This is a genomic window from Arthrobacter sp. NicSoilC5, from assembly GCF_019977395.1.
Lineage (GTDB): Bacteria > Actinomycetota > Actinomycetes > Actinomycetales > Micrococcaceae > Arthrobacter.
On sequence record NZ_AP024660.1, the window covers coordinates 1,413,392 to 1,433,342 of the forward strand.

Genomic DNA, 19,951 nt, shown 5'->3' on the forward strand with positions numbered 1-19,951 from the left:
CGCCTGCTTCCTAGCGCCGGACGATTGACCTCAAGAGCCTCAATGCTACCGACAGTGAGGCCATGTCGTCGGCCTCCAGTGCGTTCACCTCATCGAACATGCTCTTTGCCCGGCCCAGCTGCTCGGCATTCTGAGCCTCCCAGTCCTTGAGCCGCGCGTCCGGCGACCCGGTGGCGGACGTTGCGTCCAGCACCGCCGTCGTCATGTCCGACACCGTTGAGTACAGGTCATCGCGCAACGCTGCCCGTGCCAGCGCCTGCCACCGGTCCTGCCGGGGAAGGCTGCTGATCCGTTCAAGCAGCGAGTCCGCGTGGAACCGGTTGAACACGGTGTAGTAAACGGCCGCAATCTCCTCTACCCGGTCCTTCCGGGAGCGGGCGATCTTGGCGATGTCCAGCAGCACGAAGCTCTCGAACAGCTCGGCCCAGCGCAGCGCAAGGCCTTCCGGGAGTTCCCACTCGCGGCCCTTCGCCAGCCATGCCGCCACACGATCGCGGTCGTCGCCGCGGAGGTAGTCCAGCAGCCGGGCCCGCATGGGATCCATCAGCGGCTTGAACTCTGCCACCACCTCGGCAATGGGGCGGGAAACACTTTCCTGGCTGAGCAGCCAGCGGACTGCCCGGTCCAGGAGCCGACGGATGTCCAGGTGCACTGTGCTCCAGTGCTCCGTGGGGAACGAGGCAGGCAGGCTGTTCAGCTCCCCCACCATCGCGTCCAGTTCATACACCTCGCGCAGCGCCACAAACGCCTTGGCCACGGCAACTTCGCTGGCGGACGTTTCCTCCATCACCCGGAAGGCAAACGTGATGCCGCCAAGGTTGATCATGTCGTTGGCCACCACCGTGGCGATGATTTCGCGGCGCAGCGGATGCGTGTCCAGTTCGGCGTCGAAACGTTCACGCAGCTGGTGCGGGAAGTAGGACCGCAGGGTGTCACGGAACCAGAGGTCATCAGCGAGGTCGCTGTCCCGCAGGGCCGAGGCCAGCTCGATCTTCGCATAGGCGGCCAGTACTGAGAGCTCCGGAGACGTCAGTCCCTGACCCTGCTGCAGCCGTTCCCGCAGCGTTTCCGTCGTGGGCAGCGCCTCAAGGTCGCGCTTAAGGTCGGCGCTCTTCTCCAGCCAGTCCATGAGCCGCTCGTAACTTGGGCTCCACTCCGCCACGCGCGTCCGGTCGTTCAGGAGCAGGATGTTCTGGTCGATGTTGTCTTCGAGAACCAGGCGGCCCACTTCATCGGTCATGGAGGCCAGGAAGTCTGCGCGCTCCCCCGCCGGCAGCTTGCCGGCGGCAACCATCCGGTCAACGAAGATCTTGATGTTGACCTCATGGTCGGAGCAGTCCACACCGGCGGAGTTGTCGATGGCGTCCGTGTTGAGGATGACCCCCTGCAGCGCTGCTTCAATACGGCCGCGCTGGGTCATTCCCAGGTTGCCGCCTTCACCCACTACCTTGACCCGCAGGTCCCGGCCGTTGACCCGGATGGCATCGTTTGCTTTATCGCCAACGGAGGCGTTCGACTCGGAAGACGCCTTGACGTAGGTTCCGATTCCGCCGTTGTAGAGCAGGTCAGCCGGCGCCAGCAGGATGGCGCGCAGGAGCTCCGGCGGGCTGAGCTCAGCGGTTTCCGCCGGAAGCCCCAGCGCGGCCCGGACCTGCGGCGACACGGGAATGGACTTGGCCTGGCGGGCAAAGACACCGCCGCCTTCGCTGATCAGCGACTTGTCGTAGTCGTCCCAGGACGACCGGGGCAGGTCGAACAGCCTCTGGCGCTCCGCGAACGAGGCTGCCTCATCCGGGTTGGGGTCCAGGAAGATGTGCCGGTGGTCAAATGCCGCCAGCAGGCGGATGTGCCGGGACAGCAGCATCCCGTTGCCGAATACGTCGCCGGACATGTCCCCCACGCCAACCACGGTGAAAGGTTCGGTCTGGGTATCCAGGTCCAGCTCGCTGAAGTGGCGCTTCACCGATTCCCAGGCGCCCCGCGCCGTGATGCCCATGGCCTTGTGGTCGTAGCCCACGGAACCGCCGGAGGCGAATGCGTCCCCCAGCCAGAAGCCGTACTCCGCGGACAGTCCGTTGGCTATGTCCGAGAAAGTAGCCGTACCCTTGTCCGCCGCGACCACAAGGTAGGAGTCGTCGTCGTCATGCCGGACAACGTTCGACGGCGGCACGAGCCGTTCGCCGTCGCCTTCGGTAAGGAGGTTGTCAGTAAGGTCCAGCAACCCGCGGATGAACGTCTTGTAGCTTTCGACGCCTTCGGCCATCCAGGCCGCGCGGTCGGTTGCAGGATCCGGAAGCTGCTTCGCGAAGAAGCCTCCCTTGGCTCCCGTGGGCACGATGACGGCGTTCTTGACCGTCTGCGCCTTGACCAGGCCCAGGACTTCCGTGCGGAAATCCTCCCGCCTGTCGGACCAGCGGAGGCCGCCGCGGGCAACCTTGCCGAACCGCAGGTGCACACCCTCGACGCGCGGGGAGTAAACCCAGATTTCGAACATGGGCCGCGGGAACGGCAGCCCCTCAATGTGGGCGGGATCCAGCTTGAAGCTCAGGTGCGGCTTGTTCTGGTAAAAGTTGGTGCGGAGGGTGGCCTCGATCAGGTTGACGAAGGTGCGCAGCACGCGGTCAGCATCGAGAGTGGCGACTTTTTCGATGGACGCTGCCAGTTCCTGCCGCACCGAAGCCTGGGCCTCAGCGCGTTCACCATCGCTGATGGAGGGATCGAAGCGGGCCGCGAAGAGGGCGCTCAGCCCCCGGGTCACATCCGCGTTGGCCAGAAGCGTGTCCGCCATAAAGCCGAAGGAACTGCTGTTGCCCATCTGGCGCATGTACCGGGCGTAGGCGCGCAGCACGGTGATTTGCCGCCATTGCAGGCCTTCCCGCAACACCAGGCGGTCAAAGTTGTCCGATTCCGCAGCACCGGTGACGGCCGCGCCAAAGGAGTCGGCAAGGAGCCCGCCCGTGGACAGGGGGTCCACTCCCGCCGGGTACTTCAGCCCCAGGTCGTACAGGAAGAAGTCCCGGTGGTCTGCTGTTTCGATTTCAAAGGGCCGCTCGTCCAGGACCTCGAGGCCGAGATTGTGAAAGTATGGCAGGATCTGGCTCAGGCTCTTGGGCTCCAGCATGTAGAGCTTTACCCGCGCGTCTTCCTCCAGTGTTGCACCGGCGCCTTCGGGAAGATACACGTGGACTCCGGGACGGTCCTGCCGTGCCCCGGCACTCCGCTCGGCGGCGGCCCCGTACTTTTCGAACCGCGCGATGTCTTCGAGGGCGTCCTCTACTTCGTAGTCCACCCGGTAGCTGGCAGGGAACGCCTCGGCCCAGGTGGCAGCCAGTTCCTTGGCTTCGGCTGGGTCCCGGCCCTCGCGCAGGACCTCCGCGATGCCTTCGCTCCAGGACCTTGCCGCCCGGACCAGCCGCTTTTCCAGCTCGTCGCTGTTGACATGGCTGACGTCGGCGTCCTTGGGCAGCCGGATGCGGAAGAACAGGCGCGCGAGTGCCGATTCGGTCATGCGGGCTTCGTAGTCGATCGAGACTGCCTGGAAGGTCTCCCGAAGTTCCTGTTCGATGCGAAGCCGGACGTTGGTGGTGTACCGGTCCCGGGGCAGGTACACGACGGCGGACATGAAACGCCCGTAGATGTCGGGCCTCAGGAACAGCCGGGTACGGCGCCGTTCCTGCAACTTCTGGATACCAAGCGCAGTTGCGGCCAAATCGGGGATTTCGATCTGGAACAGCTCATCGCGTGGGTAGGTTTCCAGGATTCCCAGCAGGTCCTTGCCCGAGTGCGAGTCCGGCGGGAAGCCGGCGTTCTGAAGGACAGCATCCACCTTTTCCCGGACGATGGGGATGTCGCGGACGGAGCCGGCGTAGGCGCTGGTGGCAAAAAGGCCAATGAAGCGGCGCTCGCCGTTGACGTTGCCCGCAGCGTCGAAGCTTTTGATGCCGATGTAGTCCAGGTAGGCCGAGCGGTGCACGGTGGACCGCGAGTTGGCCTTGGTGATGACGAGGGCGCGCTTTTCCCGCGCCTTTTTACGGCCGGTATCGGTGAGGTGCTGGATGTGCGGGGAGTCCGCGGCTGCCCGCAGCAGTCCGAGGCCGCTGTCCTCGCGCAGTTCCAGGACGTCTTCGCCGTCGACGTTGAGCAGATCGTATTCGCGGTAGCCCAGGAACGTGAAGTTTCCGTCGTCCAGCCAGCGCAGCAGGTCCTTGGCCTGCCGCAATTCGGCAATCTGCGCAGAGTTGGCCACCTTGTCCAGGCTTTCGGCGATCTCCAGCGCCTTTTGGCGCATCCTTGGCCAGTCCTCGACGGCGGCCCTGACATCGTTCAGGACGCGGGTCAGGCCCGCGAGCAGGGAAGTCTTCGCTTCGTCGGAAACCCGGTGGACTTCGACGGCAATCCAGGACTCCATGTGCGAGGCATTTTCACCTTGCGCAATGAGGTGGGAAAGGTTGGGCATTGCCGCTGTGTCCCCGCTGGAAATGCCCAGATGTGCCGGAACCCTGTTGACCTTGACCAGTTCGCCCGTTTCCCGGTTCCTGGTGGCTACGAAAAGCGGGTGCACCACGAGCCGGATGGCCGCATGCTGCCGGACAAGTTCGGCGTTGACGGAGTCGACCAGGAACGGCATGTCGTCAGTGACCACAAAGATGACGCTGCTGTCCTCTTCATCAATGATCGATATCTTCGCCTGCCCGGGCTGCCGCACGGACGCTGCCCGGCGGTGTTCCTCGGCACGGGCTTCCAGAACGTCCCGGGGGTAGCTTCGGGCATCCTCCTCAGCCAGGTGCTGGTAGTAGTCCCCCATGAAGCCTTCAAGGCCTTCAATGGAGAGGGGCTGGTCCTCCACACTGGATCCAGACGACATCGACAACGCCTCCATCAGAGATATTCGCCGCACCTTTGCAGCTCTTATGGCGAGCCTAGTCCTTTGCCCTTCGCCGTGGTGTGGAAGAAAATACAGAGGATTTGGCATTTCGCTGGGCTGGTGCACAAACCAAGTCACGGATGGCACGCCGAAGCGCGGAGTCGGGGCAAGCTTCAAGCAGCAGTGACCCCGCAAGGAGTGCTGCGTCGGCGGCGCCGGCGTCGTAGGGCAGGAACGCTTTGATTTCCGACGCGGGACCGTACCGTTCCCAGGCATCCCGCAACTGGCGTTCCGGGGCTCTGCCCACGGAGGAGGAACGCACCTTGTTCATGACGATAGTGGGTGAGGCCTGCGGTACAGCGCCTTCGAGTTCGGAAAGCGCACGGACCATCCGTGGTACGCCCACGGGATCAGCCGCACCAACGGCGTAGACCTCGTCCGCCAGTTCCAGGGGACGCAGCGTCGCGGCGTTCCGCCGCGGCGCCATGGTGTCGAAGCTCAGCTCTTCATCGGCTTCGAGGCAAAAGCCGGTATCCACCACCACAACGTCCGCGATCTGCCGCGCCCGTTCAAGAACAAGTGCCAGGGCAGTGGCGCGCAGCTCGGTCCAGCGGTCCGCGCGGGTTATTCCCGTAAGCACCCGGAACGTCCCGGATGCAGTGGCGACGGTGGCGGCCACCTTCCTGAGGGCGTCCGGGTCCAGCAAACCCTGGTCGGCAAGCCTGCACGCCTGGGCAAGCCCGGCCGACTCATCCAGGAGACCCAGCACCGCCGCGACGCTTGCACCGTAGGTGTCCGCGTCGACCAGCAGGACATCCCGGCCATCGGCAGCCATCTCGCCGGCGATGTTCACCGCCACAGTGGTCCTGCCGGGCGCCCCGGCCGGACCCCAGACAACGATGAGCCTGCCCGCCGGTTCGCCCTCCGGATCAGGTCCAGGCTGCACGGGGTCCATGGCCAGCGCAGCTCCGGTGTCCGCTCCCGCGCTCAGGATGGCGGGACGGGCCGCACCTGTCAGCTGGGCAACGGCATCGGCGATCCTGACCGAAAGCTCCGCTGACTCCACTCCCGTCAGCGCCGAGGCGACACCAATTTTGCGGAGCCTGGCCGCCTCCTCGGCATTGTCCGTCAGCGCGATGACCGCCACCCCAACCGCTCCAAGCCGGTCGACAAGGGAAGCAGTTAATCCGTCGGACCCCTCGGCCACTACGGCCGCCCTTGCCAGACCGCTTTGACAGGCAGCGAGAAGCTCGGGAAGTTCGGTGCATCGTCGAACCACTGTCACCGGACCGTGCAGCCTTTCGAGGCCGCCCACCAAGTCCTCCCGGCTTTGGCCAACGGTGACAACCGGGATGCTCATCGGGCCCCGCCCGGATTCCACACAACGGATATCTTCGCGTCGTTGGCTTGGGCACCCAGCAACGCAGGCATTTGTTTGTCCTCCACCAGGACCATCAGCACGGTGGTCTTTGACGATCCGAGGGCAGTGGACCCGGTGGTGACCTCAGCGATTTCAGCTCCGGGAAGGACGAGTTTCGGCTCGCTGAATCCGTTCTTTGCATCCGGCTGCGCCACCCAGACGTCCACCCTCGCACCAGCAACCGCCTGGGACGGCAAAGTCTGCGCGATGTTGAGCGCCACCGGTTTACGGTCCAACCGGTCCACCTCCCCAAGACTTGACCTGGGAACCAGCTGGTCCTTGGCGATCCGCTGCACGGCGACGACGTCCTGGGGCAGGCCGTCCTCCACGGTGATGTAGTGCTGCTCCGTGTCGCCCAGGCGGACCTTCGCGCGAACCACGTTCTCCGCTGTCAGGCGCTCACCCACGGCAATGCCGTCCCGCGCCGCGAAGACCTCGGTGGTGCGGTCTGCGCTGCCGACCAGGAAAGTAACCCCCGCGACGGACACCAGGACCAGGAGAATGCCCACCAGCAACCGCGGGTCCTTCCACGACGGGCGTTTCAGCCGTGGCGCCGTGGCGCTCGAATCAGGAACCATGCCGTTCTCCCCCTAGGTACACCGGACCTGCCCACTCTGGCCGGACTCCTCATTGTTACCGCCAGGGACCGGGAACAAAAGTCATTTGCCTAAATACCGGCTATCTGTGGAAAACGGGCACAAACAACGTCATGTGATGGCAAAATGGGCATATGCCAAGGTTCCTCACGCTTGCAGACGTCGCCGAGCAACTCCAGATCAACTCCCCCGCCGCGTACGCCTTGGTCCGCAGCGGGGAGCTGAAGGCCATCCAGGTTGGCGGCCGCGGGCAGTGGCGCGTCGAGGAGAAGATGCTGGAGCAGTACATCGAGGAACGCTATGCCGAGGCCAGCCGCATGATCCAGGAGTCCCGCTCCAAGTCAGTGTGACGCCTCTAAGCTCCGCCGGCCTTATGGGACCTGATCATCGCCAGCGCCGTAAAAGGTATCGCTGACACCTGGCCAACGCTTTGGGCCCTCCTTGCCTCGCCCGGAATCACCGCGGCAAGGTCGATGTAGTCCCGGCCAACCCGGTCAATGACGCCCTCCACCCGCGCGGCTCCGATTCCCCCGCCAATCGTCACGGTCACCTCCGTCCGATCCCGGGCAAGGGCACGCAGGGAATGGGCAAGTCCGATTGAACGGCGGACCGGGGAGTCCTCCGTCCGCACATGCCTGCCCAGGCCCACGTACCGGGCAGCGGCCGCATAGGGAATGAGCACCTGGCGCCGTTCTTCATCCAGGACCAGCGCATCAGCTCCAACATGGGTCAGCTCCCCTTGCGCCGATTCGCCGCACAGGAGGTGGACCGTGATCCTGTAACCAACGGCCGCCCGCAGCCTGTCATCGAGCCGCAGGCCAACCATCTCGGCCCGCGTCCGCTCACTGATCTCGCTCTCGAGCGCCAGCCGGTCAGCCTCCGCTAGCTGGCTTTCCATGTCGTTGAAGAGTGCATCCCAGCGCATCCCGCCAGCGTAGGTTCCCCTGCCCCGCTCGTCAACGCGCCCCTCATTACACTCCAACGTCTGGACAAAACGCGCTTAGGCGGTTCAGACTGTGTCAATCGACATCAAACAGCATCAAACGACGTCAAGGCGGTTGAAATGGGTCACTCCGGTAGGACGGGAAGGTCGGATGCCGCAACAGCGCTGGCCCTGCTCGTGCTTGGAATCGTGCTCTGCATCCTGGGAGCGGGCCAGCTGGCGCAGTGGCAGGACGCCGCTACCCATCAGCAGGGGTGGACCGTGGAGGTCCTCCTGGCAGCGGCCGCAACAGCAGCCGGCCTCGGACTTTTGCTGTGGTGGGCATTTTCGATGCTGGCTGCTGGAGCCTCCGTCCTGCTGGAGCGGCTGGGCCGGAACCGGGCTGCTGCGACCGCCCGCCGGCTCTCACCTGCATTCATGCAGCGGGCTGTGATTGCCGCTCTTTCGATGCAGCTGATGGCCGGTGCCGCGGCACATGCGGCCATCACCGCGCCGGGGCCGGAGTGGACACCCACGCACGAACAGTCCTCGGCGGCTTCCGCCAGCCCTGCAGCTGCGCACGTTGTTCCGACACCCCGCCAGGGCACTGGCCCGGCCATGCATTTCTCTGTCCAACCAGGCCCAGCTGAGGTGCCACCACCCGGCCGGGAAGCCGCGTCGCCCGCATGGCAATCCACGGCGGACAAGCCCACCCCCGCCACGCCCAACCCGGGATGGCAACCGGCTTCCCCGGTGGTGGAGCCGGGCCTGCTCGCAGCACCGGAAACCAGGACCGCCGCCGGCACGGAGCCGGATCCGCGGGCAACGGGCGGCGGGGCGGGCCCGGTAACCGTGCTTGCCGGCGACACACTATGGGACATCGTGGCGGCCCAGCTGGGGCCGGAGGCATCGGATGTGGACATAGCCCTTGAATGGCCGCGGTGGTACGCAGCGAACCGCGGACTGATCGGCGGGAGCCCGGATGTCCTGCTTCCGGGACAGATACTCCAGGCGCCGCAGGCGCCATAGCCACTGACGCTTTCGGTGCTGCGCCGGCACCGGGGCAGGCAATAGACCATCAGCTATTCCGCTATTCGAACCAAGGGGAACACCATGACCGCAGTGACACCTGTCCAGACCGCCCAGCGGCTGGCTGCCAACACCGTAAACGGCGGGAGGGTACTCGGGAAAACCGCGTCAGCGTCAACAACGGCGGTGACCGCAGGCCGTTCCCGCGCCGCGGACCCATCGTCCCTGAGGCCCGTCAGTGAAGCTGCGGAAGTAAGGTCCATCACCCGCGGAACGGTTCAGGCCGCCATGGAGGTCCTGGCAGGGATCCGTCCCATACACCAGCTGGCGCGCCGTCTGGATCCGCGGTGCCTGGCATCGCTGCAGCACCGGGCCGCGCTGATCAGGCGCGAGCTAACCAGGACGGGCAACCCCGCCCTGGCCCGGCTCCACCGAAACTCCACAGTCCGCTCGGTGCGGGTGTGCGAGGTGGCCGAGGGAATTTATGAGGCAAGTGCAGTCGTGGTGGATGACGTACGGGCACGTGCCGTTGCCGTCCGGCTTGAGCGCAGCAAGCAGGTCTGGCGCATCGTTGAACTCGTCATCGGCTAAGCCGTTGGGTAATTTGGTGCGCACCCGAGAGCACATGGTGCACCATGCAAACAGGGCAGGGACCCATCGGCCCCTGCCCTGTCCATCAACGCCTGTGCACGTTTACGGCTGTGTTCTAGCGCTTTTTCTTCTTCGCCGGGCGCTTGGCGGCGTCCTGGGCAGCTGCCTTGGCAGGGTTGCCGGAGCGTCCACTTCCTGCCCGGGTTTCCACCCGGGTTTGTGTTCCGCCGGTCTCGCTGGGAGCCGTGTACTGCAACTGCGCGGGCTTTTCGGGGGCCTCAAGTCCGGCAGCATGCACCTGCGGGTCCACGTGCTCAGTGTGTCCGCCGGCGGCGTCCTGGACGACGACGTCCTGGGCCGGCGTCACCTCGACCTCAAGGTTGTACAGGAAGCCGACGCTTTCCTCCCGGATGGCTTCCATCATGCTTTGGAACATCGCGAAACCTTCGCGCTGGTACTCCACCAGCGGATCACGCTGCGCCATGGCGCGCAGGCCGATGCCCTCCTTGAGGTAATCCATCTCGTAGAGGTGTTCCTGCCACTTGCGGCCAATGACGGAGAGGACCACGCGGCGCTCGAGCTCGCGCATGCTTTCGGAGCCGATGACCTCCTCGCGGGCCTGGTACACCAGGCGGGCGTCGGAAAGGATCTCCTCCTTCAACAGCTCCACGGTGACCCTGGACTTGCCACCGGCCTCCTCGATGATGTCTTCGGGAGTAACGCTGACGGGATAGAGCGTCTTCAGGTTCGTCCACAGCTGGTGGAAGTCCCAGTCGTCGCCGTTCCCTTCCGCGGTGGCGGCGTCGATCAAGGCAGTGATGGTGTCCTCAATGAAGTACTGCACCTTCTCGTGCAGGTCATCACCTTCCAGGATCCGACGGCGGTCGCTGTAGATGGCTTCGCGCTGGCGGTTGAGGACGTCGTCGTACTTCAGCACGTTCTTGCGCTGCTCGGCGTTGCGGCCTTCGACCTGTCCCTGGGCAGAGGCGATGGCCCTGGATACCAGCTTTGATTCCAGCGCAACGTCGTCCGGCACGGAGCTGTTCATCAGCCGTTCCGCCGCCCCGGAGTTGAAGAGCCGCATGAGGTCGTCGGTCAGCGACAGGTAGAACCGGGATTCCCCCGGGTCGCCCTGGCGGCCGGAACGGCCGCGGAGCTGGTTGTCGATGCGTCGCGACTCGTGGCGTTCGGTGCCCAGGACGTACAGGCCGCCGAGGTCCAGGACTTCCTCGTGTTCGTCCTTGACGGACTGCTTGGCGGCTTCGAGCGCTGCGGGCCATGCGGCTTCGTATTGTTCGGAGTTCTCCTCCGGATCCAGCCCGCGCTTGGCGAGTTCGGCGACGGCCGTGAATTCGGCGTTTCCGCCCAGCATGATGTCAGTACCGCGGCCTGCCATGTTCGTGGCCACAGTGACGGCACCCTTCCGGCCTGCCTGGGCGACGATGGCAGCTTCGCGGGCGTGGTTCTTGGCGTTCAGGACCTCGTGGCGGATGCCCTCCTTGGCGAGCAGCTTGGACAGGTACTCGCTCTTCTCCACGCTGGTGGTGCCCACCAGGACGGGCTGGCCTTTTTCGTGACGCTCGGCGATATCGCGGACCACGGCGTCGAACTTTACAACCTCATTCTTGAACACGAGGTCCGGCTGGTCGATCCGCTGCATGTCCCTGTTGGTGGGGATGGCCACGACGCCCAGCTTATAAGTGCTCATGAACTCGGCCGCCTCAGTCTCGGCGGTACCGGTCATGCCGGAAAGCTTGCCGTACATACGGAAGTAGTTCTGCAGCGTCACGGTGGCCAGGGTCTGGTTTTCGGCTTTGATCTCGACGCCTTCCTTGGCCTCGATCGCCTGGTGCATGCCTTCGTTGTAGCGGCGGCCGGCCAGGATGCGGCCGGTGTGCTCGTCCACGATCAGCACTTCGCCGTCCAGGATGACGTAGTCCTTGTCACGCTTGAAGAGTTCCTTGGCCTTGATGGCATTGTTCAGGAACCCGATCAGCGGGGTGTTGGCGGACTCGTACAGGTTGGAGATGCCGAGGTAGTCCTCCACCTTTTCGATCCCGCTCTCCAGGACGCCCACCGTGCGCTTCTTTTCGTCGACCTCGTAGTCCTTTTCGGGCTGCAGCCGGAGCACCACTTTGGCGAATTCGCTGTACCAGCGGTTGGTGTCCCCCTGGGCAGGTCCGGAGATGATCAACGGGGTGCGTGCCTCATCGATGAGGATTGAGTCCACTTCATCGACGATGGCGAAGTTGTGGCCGCGCTGGACAAGTTCGGTCCGGTCCCATGCCATGTTGTCGCGCAGGTAGTCGAAACCAAACTCGTTGTTGGTCCCGTAGGTGATATCGGCGGCGTACTGCTGGCGGCGGACGGCGGGGTCCTGGTTGGCGAGGATGACACCGCTGGTCAGGCCCAGGAAGCGGTAGACACGGCCCATGAGCTCGGACTGGTATTCGGCGAGGTAGTCGTTGACCGTGACCACGTGGACGCCCTTGCCGGTAAGGGCATTCAGGTAGGCGGGAGCGGTCGCCACCAGGGTCTTGCCTTCACCGGTCTTCATTTCAGCGATGTTGCCCAGGTGCAGGGCGGCGCCGCCCATCAGCTGGACGTCGAAGTGGCGCATGCCCAGGGTGCGGGAGGACGCTTCACGCACTGCTGCGAAGGCCTCCGGGAGCAGGTCGTCGAGCTTCTCGCCGTCCTGGTGGCGGGCGCGGAGGCGGTCCGTCTCCTCGCGCAGTTCGGCGTCGGTAAAGGTCTTGAATGAGTCTTCGAGGGCGTTGATGGAATCGGCATAGTTCCGCAGCTGCCGGAGTGTTTTCTTGTCACCCGTGCGGAGAATTTTTTCGATAAGTGATGCCACGTGAAGATGCTCCCAGTCTGATGCCGCCGAATTCTGGCGTGTTCAGTCTACGGGAGAGACACGCCGCTGGTGCCCCTTTTCCCTGAGAGCGGATACTCCCTACGGACGTGCCAGCTCCTGCGCCAGCCGGGCGGCGAGGTCCCCTGCCGGCCCCACTTCCACATCCGGCAGGCCAAGCCACTGGCCCATAAGCTTCAGCTCGGCGGCAAGTTCGACGGCGGTATCCGCCGGTGCGTCGGGCTCGGCGAACGCGGCCCTCGCCAGCAACCGGCCGGCGGCCCGGTCCGCTTTCAAATCCACCCGTGCCACGATCCTGTCACGCAGCAGGAACGGCAGCACGTAATAGCCGAAGCGCCGGTTGGGTTCCGGGGTGTAGATCTCGATCCGGTAATGGAAGCCGAACAGCTCGGAAAGGCGCCGCCGCTCAAAGACCAGGGAGTCGAACGGGCTCAAGAGCGCGCGGCCGGTGGCACGCCGCGGCAGCAGCGAATCGACATGCCGGAAAATCTTCCGGTTCCAGCCCGCCACAGTGACGGGTTCCAGCCTGCCTTGCTCCACCAGGTGCTCCACAGCCAGGGCTGTGGCCTTTACCGGAGTCCGGAAGTAGTCGGCGAAGCAGCGGATGGTGCCGATTCCGTGGGCCTGGGCGGCCGCGTCGGTCAGGCGCCGGAGTGCAGCCTCGGGATCCTTCTCCCCTGCCGCGGCGGCCGCATCCGGGAGGACCTTGGAGGTCAGCGTGTACCTGCGTTCGAACTGCCCGGTCCGGGAGGCCGCCGACACCAGACCCGCTTCGAAGAGGTGTTCAAGGACCCGTTTCACCGCGTTCCAGTTCCATCCCCAGTTGTCCGCCTGTTTCTCTTCGACATGCCCAATCCGTGCCGTCAGTTCAGATGCCGTCATGGGCCGGGAGCGGGCGAGGACCGCCAGGATCCTGGCAGCAACATCGTCCCGGAGCACGGGGTCCATCCGGGACGCGCCCACCCAGGGCCGCTTTTGCCAGAGAAGGAGGTCCTGGTAATGCTCCGGCCGGATGTAGCTGGCTTCGTGAGCCCAGTATTCGAACATCCGTCGCGGGTGGCTGGCGGACATGCGCTGCAGGATGTCCCGGTCATAGTTGCCAAGGCGGGAATAGAAGGGCAGGAAGTGGCTGCGGACCAGGACGTTTACGGAGTCGATCTGGACCAGCTGGAGACGGGCAAAGGTACGGCCCACCGTCCGTGCTGTCACGGGGCCGGTGGGCCGTCCTTTGTGGAGTCCCTGCGCTGCCAGCGCGATCCGCCGGGCCTGGTCAAGGCTCAGCGTTGCCGACAATTCAGACCTCTCTGGTGGTTGGTACCACCTTGGACGTTGGCAGGTACGTCAGACAGTGGCGGCTGCGTCGTCGGAGCGGTAGGCAAGGACCTTTTCCTCCACGACAGTGTCGCCTGGCTCGCATTCGTGGTCCAGGGTGATGACGCCGTAGGTCCAGCCGCGGCGGCGGTAGACCACGGACGGCGTGTTGGTGGCCTTGTCCACGAAAAGATAGAAGTCGTGGCCGACGAGCTCCATGTTGTCCACGGCGTCGTCGAGGGTCATGGACGCAGCGGGGAAGACCTTGCGCCGGATCAGTACCGGCGAGCTCCCGGCCGGGATGTCATTCTCGACATCGTAGGGGGACTTTTCCTCCGGCGCCTGCGCTGTTTCGCTCCTGCGGTTGGCCTCGAGGTAGAGCGGTTCGTGCGCGCTGGCTGGTTCCAGGGAGGCGGTAGCTTCACGGACGGCCTTGGGCGTGTGGCGGCCATGGTGGACCTTTTTGCGGTCCTTCGCGCGCCGGAGGCGCTCAAGCAGTTTGTTGTAGGCGAGGTCAAAGGCGGCAAATTTGTCTGCGGCGCTCGCTTCGGCACGGATAACGGGGCCCCTGCCCAGGACTGTCACTTCAACGGTCAACTGGTCGCCGGTTTGCCGGGCGTTGGTCTCCTTGGAGACTTTCGTATCCACCCGCTGGATCTTGTCGCCAAGCGATTCGATCTTTGCGATCTTTTCCCCGGCGTATTCGCGGAACCGGTCTGAAACGGTCAGATTTCGTCCGCTGATCATAAACTCCATGGTGCCCTCCAAATGACTTCGGTGACACGACGGCGGCACTTCCCTGGGCCGGGCTGTTTGACAGTCGAGCCCCTCTCCGAGCCGCCATCGAAAGGTACATTCTGTTCTTGGTACCCACCACCGACGTTAGTTCATAGCCACCTGTTATTCATCCTTTCCCGGTTTATTTTTTTCTAAGTCATGGCTCCTTCCGTGCGGGCCGGCGGCGGGCGTGCCGGGGTCCCCCGCAGCGGGCGGGCGTGTCGCGGCAAGCACGACGGCGCCCCTCACCTGGGCTCCGGCCAGGTGCAGGGCACGGGCTGCTTCTCCGATGGTGGCGCCGGTTGTCAGGACGTCGTCGACAATGATGCAGGGACGGCCCACGACCTTGGTTCGGGCGCGGGATGTGACCTGCATGGAACCCCTGACGCGCTGCGAGCGGGCGCCCCTGCCCAAACCTTTTTGGCCGCCCAGACCTTTCTGGCCGCCCAGAGCCTTTGGCCCTTCCAGACGGACCCGGGGCTTCTTGCCCAGGACATCCGCGACGTCGAGACCTGGCAGTTGCCGTGCGGCCTCCTTCAGGAGCAGATGGACGGGGCTGAACCCCCGGTTGACGTACGCCGCGGTGCCGGTGGGCACCGGAACCAGCAGGAACCCGCTGCTGCCCCGGGCGGCTGCCCTGACTGCTACGGCCAGCGCCCGGCCAAGGTTTCTCCCAAGCTGGTGCTGGCCGTGCCTTTTGAATGACAGCAGGCCTTGGGCCAACTCGTCCCGGTACACCCCCGCGGCCACCACCGGCAGCATGATGGTCCCGTCGACATCCATCAGCGCGGGGGCTCCGCTTTCCGCACGGAAAGGCTCCCTGGTCAGCTGGCGGATGCGGCTGCCGCACGGGGCGCAAAGGGTGCGGTCTTCGGCCCCGCAGCAGACGCAGTCCACCGGCACCGCCAGGGCGAGGAGATCTGCCGCCGCGCCGGACACCCAGTCGGCAAGGCGCAGGAGCGCTGCGGCGTGCTCAGCCCTGTGCAGTGCCGGCCAGGGCGGCGGCGGTTCAAGGTCGGGGTCCATCCGTCGGGTCCCCTGCCGGCCAGGTCCAGCTGTTCCGCTTCCGCCGGATATTCCGTTCACTGCCCCAGCATGCATCAGATGCCCGGGCATCAGGAGGGCCTGGGGCGCCTATGTGGACAAGTCGGAGGACAGGGGTCAGCCCGGAAACGCGGGGTCGATGGGACCCTTGATCTGCGGCGACCAGCCGTTGCCGAGGCGCTGGAAGATACCCTCTCCGGACTGGACATAGATGTCGTCTGCACCGTTTCCGGCGCTGATGGCAACCAGGCCGGGCCAGGGAGCCAGCTGCTGCGGCTGTCCGGAGGTGAGGGACAGCAGCTCCGGCGTGACGTTCGCACCGGCTGCCTCCTTCATGACGGCAACGGTGGTTCCGTTCACCCACACGCCTTGGTCAGGATCGCCGGCGCTGACCAGAGTGATGGGCGCGGTCAGTTCGCGCGGTGTGCCGTCGCCGGCGCGGATCACGCCGGTCACCTGCACCTTGGACTTCCCGTTCTGCTCGGAGATGACCAGGGCGCGCACGCCGTCGCGTGAGATGCGGAACTCCTTCACCGTCCGGCCGGCAAGCCATGATGGCGCCAGCGTCACGGACGGGACAGGTGCCCCTTCCGCAACTCCCGCTGGATGGAACGCCACGACTTCGGTGGTACCCGTTGCACCCGGTCCGGCGGTCCATACCCAGTCGTTGATACTGAAGGACGGCCGGCTGAGGGTGCTCCGGGTGGTCAGGGAACGCGCCGGCTGGCCCGGACTGATGCTGTACAGGGTGGTGCGTCCGTCATTGAGGAAGGCGGCGGTCTGCGACACCGGCGATTCCGCAGGGTAGCGCGGGTTGAGCGCAGAGACGGGCTGCATGTCGGGCAATGGGGAAACGCGGTTATTTTCGTAGCGCACCAGATCGTTGCCACTGATGGCGATCTGGCGCGAAGGCACTGTTTTATCCAGCACCGGGGGAAGGACGGACCCGTTGTCCTCCACCCGGACCAGGTCCTGGTTGGCGCGCAGCTCAACGTTGACCACATCCGGCTGGCTGCGGAACGTCAAGGTCAGCTGCATCTGCATGCGCAGCCGGTCCTCCGCCGAGGTTTCCGTCAGCTCCTTTGCCGTCAGGTCCACCTGGGCGGCCCCGGAGACTACCGGGACTGACTCACGGGCCAGTTTGATTCCCGAGGGGAATGCGCTGGCGACGGCGCCGCGGAGGTAGGGGGCGGGGCCGGCCAGCAGCGCGCTGGTCATGGCCTTGACGGTCTTGTTCTTAAGGAACCAGCGGACATCCGGGATGGCGTAGGTGAACGTGGGGTCGTAAAAGTAGATGGGGTAGGCGCCGTAGATCACCTTGAATGTTTCCTCGGCAATGGCGGTCCCGTCCGGAATCGCGGAGATCCGCCACTCGCCGTCCACCTGGGTCACCGTCACCGGAATGCGTTCCACTGTTCCCGGCGGCGACTGGGTGGCGATGCCGTCCGCGTCCACTGTGTAGGAGACATCCAGCTCGTAGTTGAAGACGTTTTCCGTTGCTGTGGGGACGACGCGCGCCTCCCGGTAAACCAGGGCGCGTTTGTCCGGCTTCCAGGACACCGCCGACGCCTGCGTGAGGTACTGGCGGGCAACGGCGTAGTCGTCCTCGTAGCCGCTGCCGGCCCGGTAGAAGTAGTCGATGATTGTCTCCGGGGACGCACCGGCCTGGGGTGCTGCGGGAAGGAAGACGGGCGCGTTGACGTTGCCGGCGCTGCTTTCGCTGCTCTTCCCCACCGGGCCCGAGGTGGGGATCCGCGCGCAGCCCGACAGGAGGACAATGAGCAGCGCGAGCAGTGCCGCTGAGTACCTGGCGTGGCGCATCGAGGCCCTCATGGTGTCTCCTCGGGAGGCCGGACTGGAGCGGCACCGGCCGCACCAGTCTGCAGCAGCAGCATGTTCTTGTAGTCCTGTTCCGCGGGGATGGTTCCCGGCGCTCCGGGTATGGTGGCGTCCCTGGGTTCCAGCTGAACGGGTGACTCGGTGATTTCCCCATCCTGGCGCAACGGAAGGGTCAGCCGGAAGTTGGCGCCATCGCCCTTCCTGCCCCACGCCTGGAGCCAGCCATGGTGCAGTTTGGTGTCCTCCATGGCGATGGACAGTCCCAGGCCGCTGCCTCCCGTGGTGCGGGCGCGGGCGGGATCCGCACGCCAGAACCTGTCGAAGACCCTGGCCGCCTGCGATGGGTCCATTCCGATCCCGTGGTCCCGGACGGAAACGCCCACTGCCGTCTCGTTTGCCGCGACCGTGACGGTCACCGGCTTGCCCTCACCGTGCTCCACGGCGTTCAGGATCAGGTTCCGCAGGATCCTGTCGATCCGCCGGGCGTCCATTTCCACGATCACGGCATCGTCCGGGGCCGCGTAGAGGATTTCCGAGCCATACTCGGCCGCGACCGGCGCCGCGCCCTCAATGACGTGGGCGATCACCTGGAGCAGGTCCTCGGGTTCAGCATCGAGGACCGCTACGCCTGCATCGAAGCGGCTGATTTCCAGCAGGTCGGAGAGCAGCGACTGGAACCGCTCCACCTGGTTGTACAGCAGTTCGGCGGACCGTTTGTTGATGGGGTCGAAGTCGTCCCGGGCGTCGTAGAGAACCTCCGCGGCCATCCGGACGGTGGTCAGCGGAGTCCTGAGCTCGTGCGAAACGTCGGACACAAAGCGCTGCTGCATCTGCGACAACGTGGCCAGCTGCGTGATCTGCTCCTGCAGGCTGGCTGCCATGTGGTTGAAGGAGGCACCAAGGCGGGCCACTTCGTCCTCGCCTTTGACCACCATGCGCTCCTGCAGCTGGCCGGCCGCGAGCTTCTCGGAAACCATGGCCGCGTGACTCACCGGGCTGACCACGTTGCGCGTGACATACCAGGCGACGGCGCCGATCAGCAGGACCAGGACCGCACCGCCGGCCCAGAGGACGCTTTGGATCTCGTTCAGCGTTTGCTGCGCGGTGTTGAGGTCGTAGATCAGGTACAGCTCGTAGACGGTGCCGTTGAAGGTCACCTTGTTGCCCACGGCGATTCCCGGCCGGTCCTCGGTCCCCACGGGAATGACCGTGGATGCCCAGTACTGGTCCTTCCCGGACTCCTGCACTGCTTTGCGCAGCTCAGGGGGGATGACGCTGACCGTCAGCTGGTCCGACGCGCGGGATTCAACCCAGCGGTTGCGGGGTTTGGTCTGGTTGGGCATCGCCTCGAAGACGTAGCGCCGTTGGATGACCGAACCGCGCCCTTCCACGGCGCTGAGCGTATCCGAGACCAGGGTGATGACGCTCGACTGGTCGGTGACCTGGGCGCCGTCGAACGTCTCCTGAACCTGCTTCACGTTGTAGCGTGTCTCGGATTCGGCCTGCGTCAGCCGCTCCTGGAACAGGTTGTTGGCGATCTGGTTGGACAGGTAGGCACCCACCACGGCGAACGACGTCACGGCCAGCATCAGGGTGGTGAGAACGGTCCGGAACTGCAGGGACCGGCGCCAGCGCTGCTGCAGCGCCCGGCCAAGGTACCTCAGCCCCGGGAGGAAACGGCGGACTCCGGTCCGCACCAGCCGTGCCACGCGCAGCGCCACGATCACGGCGCGGCGCTGCCAGATCCGTGCGCGGAAGGCAACATGCCGAAGAACGGGAGTCACGGAAGGTCCGGGCACGTTGGCCTCGTCGCCACCCTGGGATGGGCTGTCCTGCCCGGCGCCGCTGCTCAAACCTTCATCACCGGCGTGCGGCGTTGCGCGCCGGCCGGGTTGCCCGTCCTGCGCAGCGGGGTCAGACCCCTGCTTTGTAGCCGACACCACGCACCGTCAATACAACTTCCGGAGCTTCCGGGTCCTGCTCGATCTTGGACCGCAGGCGCTGGACATGGACGTTGACCAGGCGGGTATCAGCGGCGTGGCGGTAGCCCCAGACCTGCTCCAGGAGCAGTTCGCGGGTGAAGACCTGCCACGGCTTGCGGGCCAGTGCCACCAGCAGATCGAATTCCAGCGGCGTCAGGGAGATCCGCTCGCTGCCCCTGCTGACGGTGTGCCCGGCGACGTCGATAGTGATGTCCGCGATCTTAAGCGTTTCGGGCGCCTTCTGGTCGCCGGGGCGCAGGCGGGCGCGCACGCGTGCCACCAGTTCGGCCGGTTTGAACGGCTTGGGCACGTAGTCGTCAGCACCGGATTCCAGTCCGCGGACCACGTCTGAGGTATCGGACTTGGCGGTCAGCATGACGATGGGAACATCGGATTCGCCGCGGACTTGGCGGCAGACCTCGATGCCATCCATGCCGGGAAGCATCAGGTCGAGCAGGACAAGGTCCGGCCGCGATGACCGGAAAACGTCGAGGGCCTGGGCGCCGTCGGCGCAGAAGACCGGCTCGAAGCCGTCATTACGGAGGACAATTCCAATCATCTCGGCCAGCGCTTCGTCATCATCTACCACCAGAATGCGTGCCTTCATAGCTATATATTCCCTTATCGGGATGGGTTTGTCCTGTTGAGCGGCTTCCCGGCATGGCGGGACACTAGGCCGGCCGACGGCGGAACTATAGTCT

The 19,951-nt window shown here is 65.2% G+C and carries 14 protein-coding genes; 3 read left to right on the forward strand and 11 right to left on the reverse strand.

What is annotated here, in order from left to right; genetic code table 11:
* Positions 1-10: 10 nt before the first annotated feature.
* The 3 genes from LDO22_RS06595 to LDO22_RS06605 are packed head-to-tail and all read right to left on the reverse strand — an operon-like array spanning position 11 to position 6,862.
* Positions 11-4,864: an NAD-glutamate dehydrogenase gene (locus tag LDO22_RS06595; RefSeq protein WP_224026519.1), complete on the reverse strand. Its 4,854-nt coding sequence runs from the start codon at positions 4,862-4,864 to the stop codon at positions 11-13.
* Between the two features lie 55 nt (positions 4,865-4,919).
* Positions 4,920-6,224, reverse strand: coding sequence for a P-loop NTPase (locus LDO22_RS06600; protein ID WP_224026520.1), 1,305 nt, complete (start codon positions 6,222-6,224; stop codon positions 4,920-4,922).
* Entirely contained in the window at positions 6,221-6,862 is a 642-nt protein-coding gene (locus LDO22_RS06605) for a hypothetical protein (RefSeq protein ID WP_224026521.1), read from the reverse strand. The genes LDO22_RS06600 and LDO22_RS06605 overlap by 4 nt, the downstream gene beginning before the upstream one ends.
* A gap of 152 nt (positions 6,863-7,014) precedes the next feature.
* Here LDO22_RS06605 and LDO22_RS06610 point away from each other — a divergent pair, with 152 nt between their 5' ends.
* Positions 7,015-7,230: a helix-turn-helix domain-containing protein gene (locus tag LDO22_RS06610; RefSeq protein ID WP_018768505.1), complete on the forward strand. Its 216-nt coding sequence runs from the start codon at positions 7,015-7,017 to the stop codon at positions 7,228-7,230.
* Positions 7,231-7,235: 5 nt separating this feature from the next.
* Here LDO22_RS06610 and LDO22_RS06615 read toward each other — a convergent pair whose 3' ends face one another.
* Positions 7,236-7,805, reverse strand: a complete 570-nt coding sequence (locus LDO22_RS06615) for a hypothetical protein (protein WP_224026522.1) — start codon at positions 7,803-7,805, stop codon at positions 7,236-7,238.
* Positions 7,806-7,943: 138 nt separating this feature from the next.
* On the opposite strand from LDO22_RS06615, the gene LDO22_RS06620 reads away from it, so the two are divergent.
* Positions 7,944-8,831, forward strand: a complete 888-nt coding sequence (locus LDO22_RS06620; RefSeq protein ID WP_224026523.1) for a hypothetical protein — start codon at positions 7,944-7,946, stop codon at positions 8,829-8,831.
* Between the two features lie 84 nt (positions 8,832-8,915).
* Positions 8,916-9,422: an Rv3235 family protein gene (locus tag LDO22_RS06625; protein ID WP_201302405.1), complete on the forward strand. Its 507-nt coding sequence runs from the start codon at positions 8,916-8,918 to the stop codon at positions 9,420-9,422.
* A 115-nt stretch (positions 9,423-9,537) separates the two neighbouring features.
* Here the strand turns inward: LDO22_RS06625 and secA are convergent, their stop codons facing one another.
* The 7 genes from secA to mtrA all read right to left on the reverse strand — a co-directional run bounded on the left by secA (position 9,538) and on the right by mtrA (position 19,857).
* Positions 9,538-12,279, reverse strand: coding sequence for a preprotein translocase subunit SecA (gene secA / locus LDO22_RS06630; RefSeq protein WP_159631559.1), 2,742 nt, complete (start codon positions 12,277-12,279; stop codon positions 9,538-9,540).
* Positions 12,280-12,378: 99 nt separating this feature from the next.
* A complete protein-coding gene (locus LDO22_RS06635) occupies positions 12,379-13,590 on the reverse strand; it encodes a crosslink repair DNA glycosylase YcaQ family protein (protein ID WP_224026524.1) in 1,212 nt (403 codons plus the stop codon).
* Positions 13,591-13,638: 48 nt separating this feature from the next.
* The gene (gene raiA, locus LDO22_RS06640) at positions 13,639-14,364 is read right to left on the reverse strand and encodes a ribosome-associated translation inhibitor RaiA (protein WP_159631557.1); all 726 of its coding nucleotides are present in this window, start codon (positions 14,362-14,364) and stop codon (positions 13,639-13,641) included.
* A gap of 144 nt (positions 14,365-14,508) precedes the next feature.
* A complete protein-coding gene (locus LDO22_RS06645; protein ID WP_224026525.1) occupies positions 14,509-15,411 on the reverse strand; it encodes a phosphoribosyltransferase family protein in 903 nt (300 codons plus the stop codon).
* A 135-nt stretch (positions 15,412-15,546) separates the two neighbouring features.
* Entirely contained in the window at positions 15,547-17,262 is a 1,716-nt protein-coding gene (locus tag LDO22_RS06650; protein WP_224026526.1) for an LpqB family beta-propeller domain-containing protein, read from the reverse strand.
* Complete coding sequence (gene mtrB, locus LDO22_RS06655) at positions 17,259-19,052, reverse strand: MtrAB system histidine kinase MtrB (protein WP_224026527.1); 1,794 nt, start codon at positions 19,050-19,052, stop codon at positions 17,259-17,261. Before mtrB ends, LDO22_RS06650 begins: the two co-directional genes overlap by 4 nt.
* A 130-nt stretch (positions 19,053-19,182) precedes the next feature.
* Positions 19,183-19,857: an MtrAB system response regulator MtrA gene (mtrA, locus tag LDO22_RS06660; protein WP_159631554.1), complete on the reverse strand. Its 675-nt coding sequence runs from the start codon at positions 19,855-19,857 to the stop codon at positions 19,183-19,185.
* Between the last annotated feature and the right edge of the window lie 94 nt (positions 19,858-19,951).

Bases quoted from the DNA above. Each gene is read 5' to 3' on its own strand.
- LDO22_RS06595 (WP_224026519.1), bottom strand. From the start codon at position 4,864: ATGTCGTCTGGATCCAGTGTGGAGGACCAGCCCCTCTCCATTGAAGGC.
- LDO22_RS06600 (WP_224026520.1), bottom strand. From the start codon at position 6,224: ATGAGCATCCCGGTTGTCACCGTTGGCCAAAGCCGGGAGGACTTGGTG.
- LDO22_RS06605 (WP_224026521.1), bottom strand. From the start codon at position 6,862: ATGGTTCCTGATTCGAGCGCCACGGCGCCACGGCTGAAACGCCCGTCG.
- LDO22_RS06610 (WP_018768505.1), top strand. From the start codon at position 7,015: ATGCCAAGGTTCCTCACGCTTGCAGACGTCGCCGAGCAACTCCAGATC.
- LDO22_RS06615 (WP_224026522.1), bottom strand. From the start codon at position 7,805: ATGCGCTGGGATGCACTCTTCAACGACATGGAAAGCCAGCTAGCGGAG.
- LDO22_RS06620 (WP_224026523.1), top strand. From the start codon at position 7,944: ATGGGTCACTCCGGTAGGACGGGAAGGTCGGATGCCGCAACAGCGCTG.
- LDO22_RS06625 (WP_201302405.1), top strand. From the start codon at position 8,916: ATGACCGCAGTGACACCTGTCCAGACCGCCCAGCGGCTGGCTGCCAAC.
- raiA (WP_159631557.1), bottom strand. From the start codon at position 14,364: ATGGAGTTTATGATCAGCGGACGAAATCTGACCGTTTCAGACCGGTTC.
- LDO22_RS06645 (WP_224026525.1), bottom strand. From the start codon at position 15,411: ATGGACCCCGACCTTGAACCGCCGCCGCCCTGGCCGGCACTGCACAGG.
- LDO22_RS06650 (WP_224026526.1), bottom strand. From the start codon at position 17,262: ATGAGGGCCTCGATGCGCCACGCCAGGTACTCAGCGGCACTGCTCGCG.
- mtrA (WP_159631554.1), bottom strand. From the start codon at position 19,857: ATGAAGGCACGCATTCTGGTGGTAGATGATGACGAAGCGCTGGCCGAG.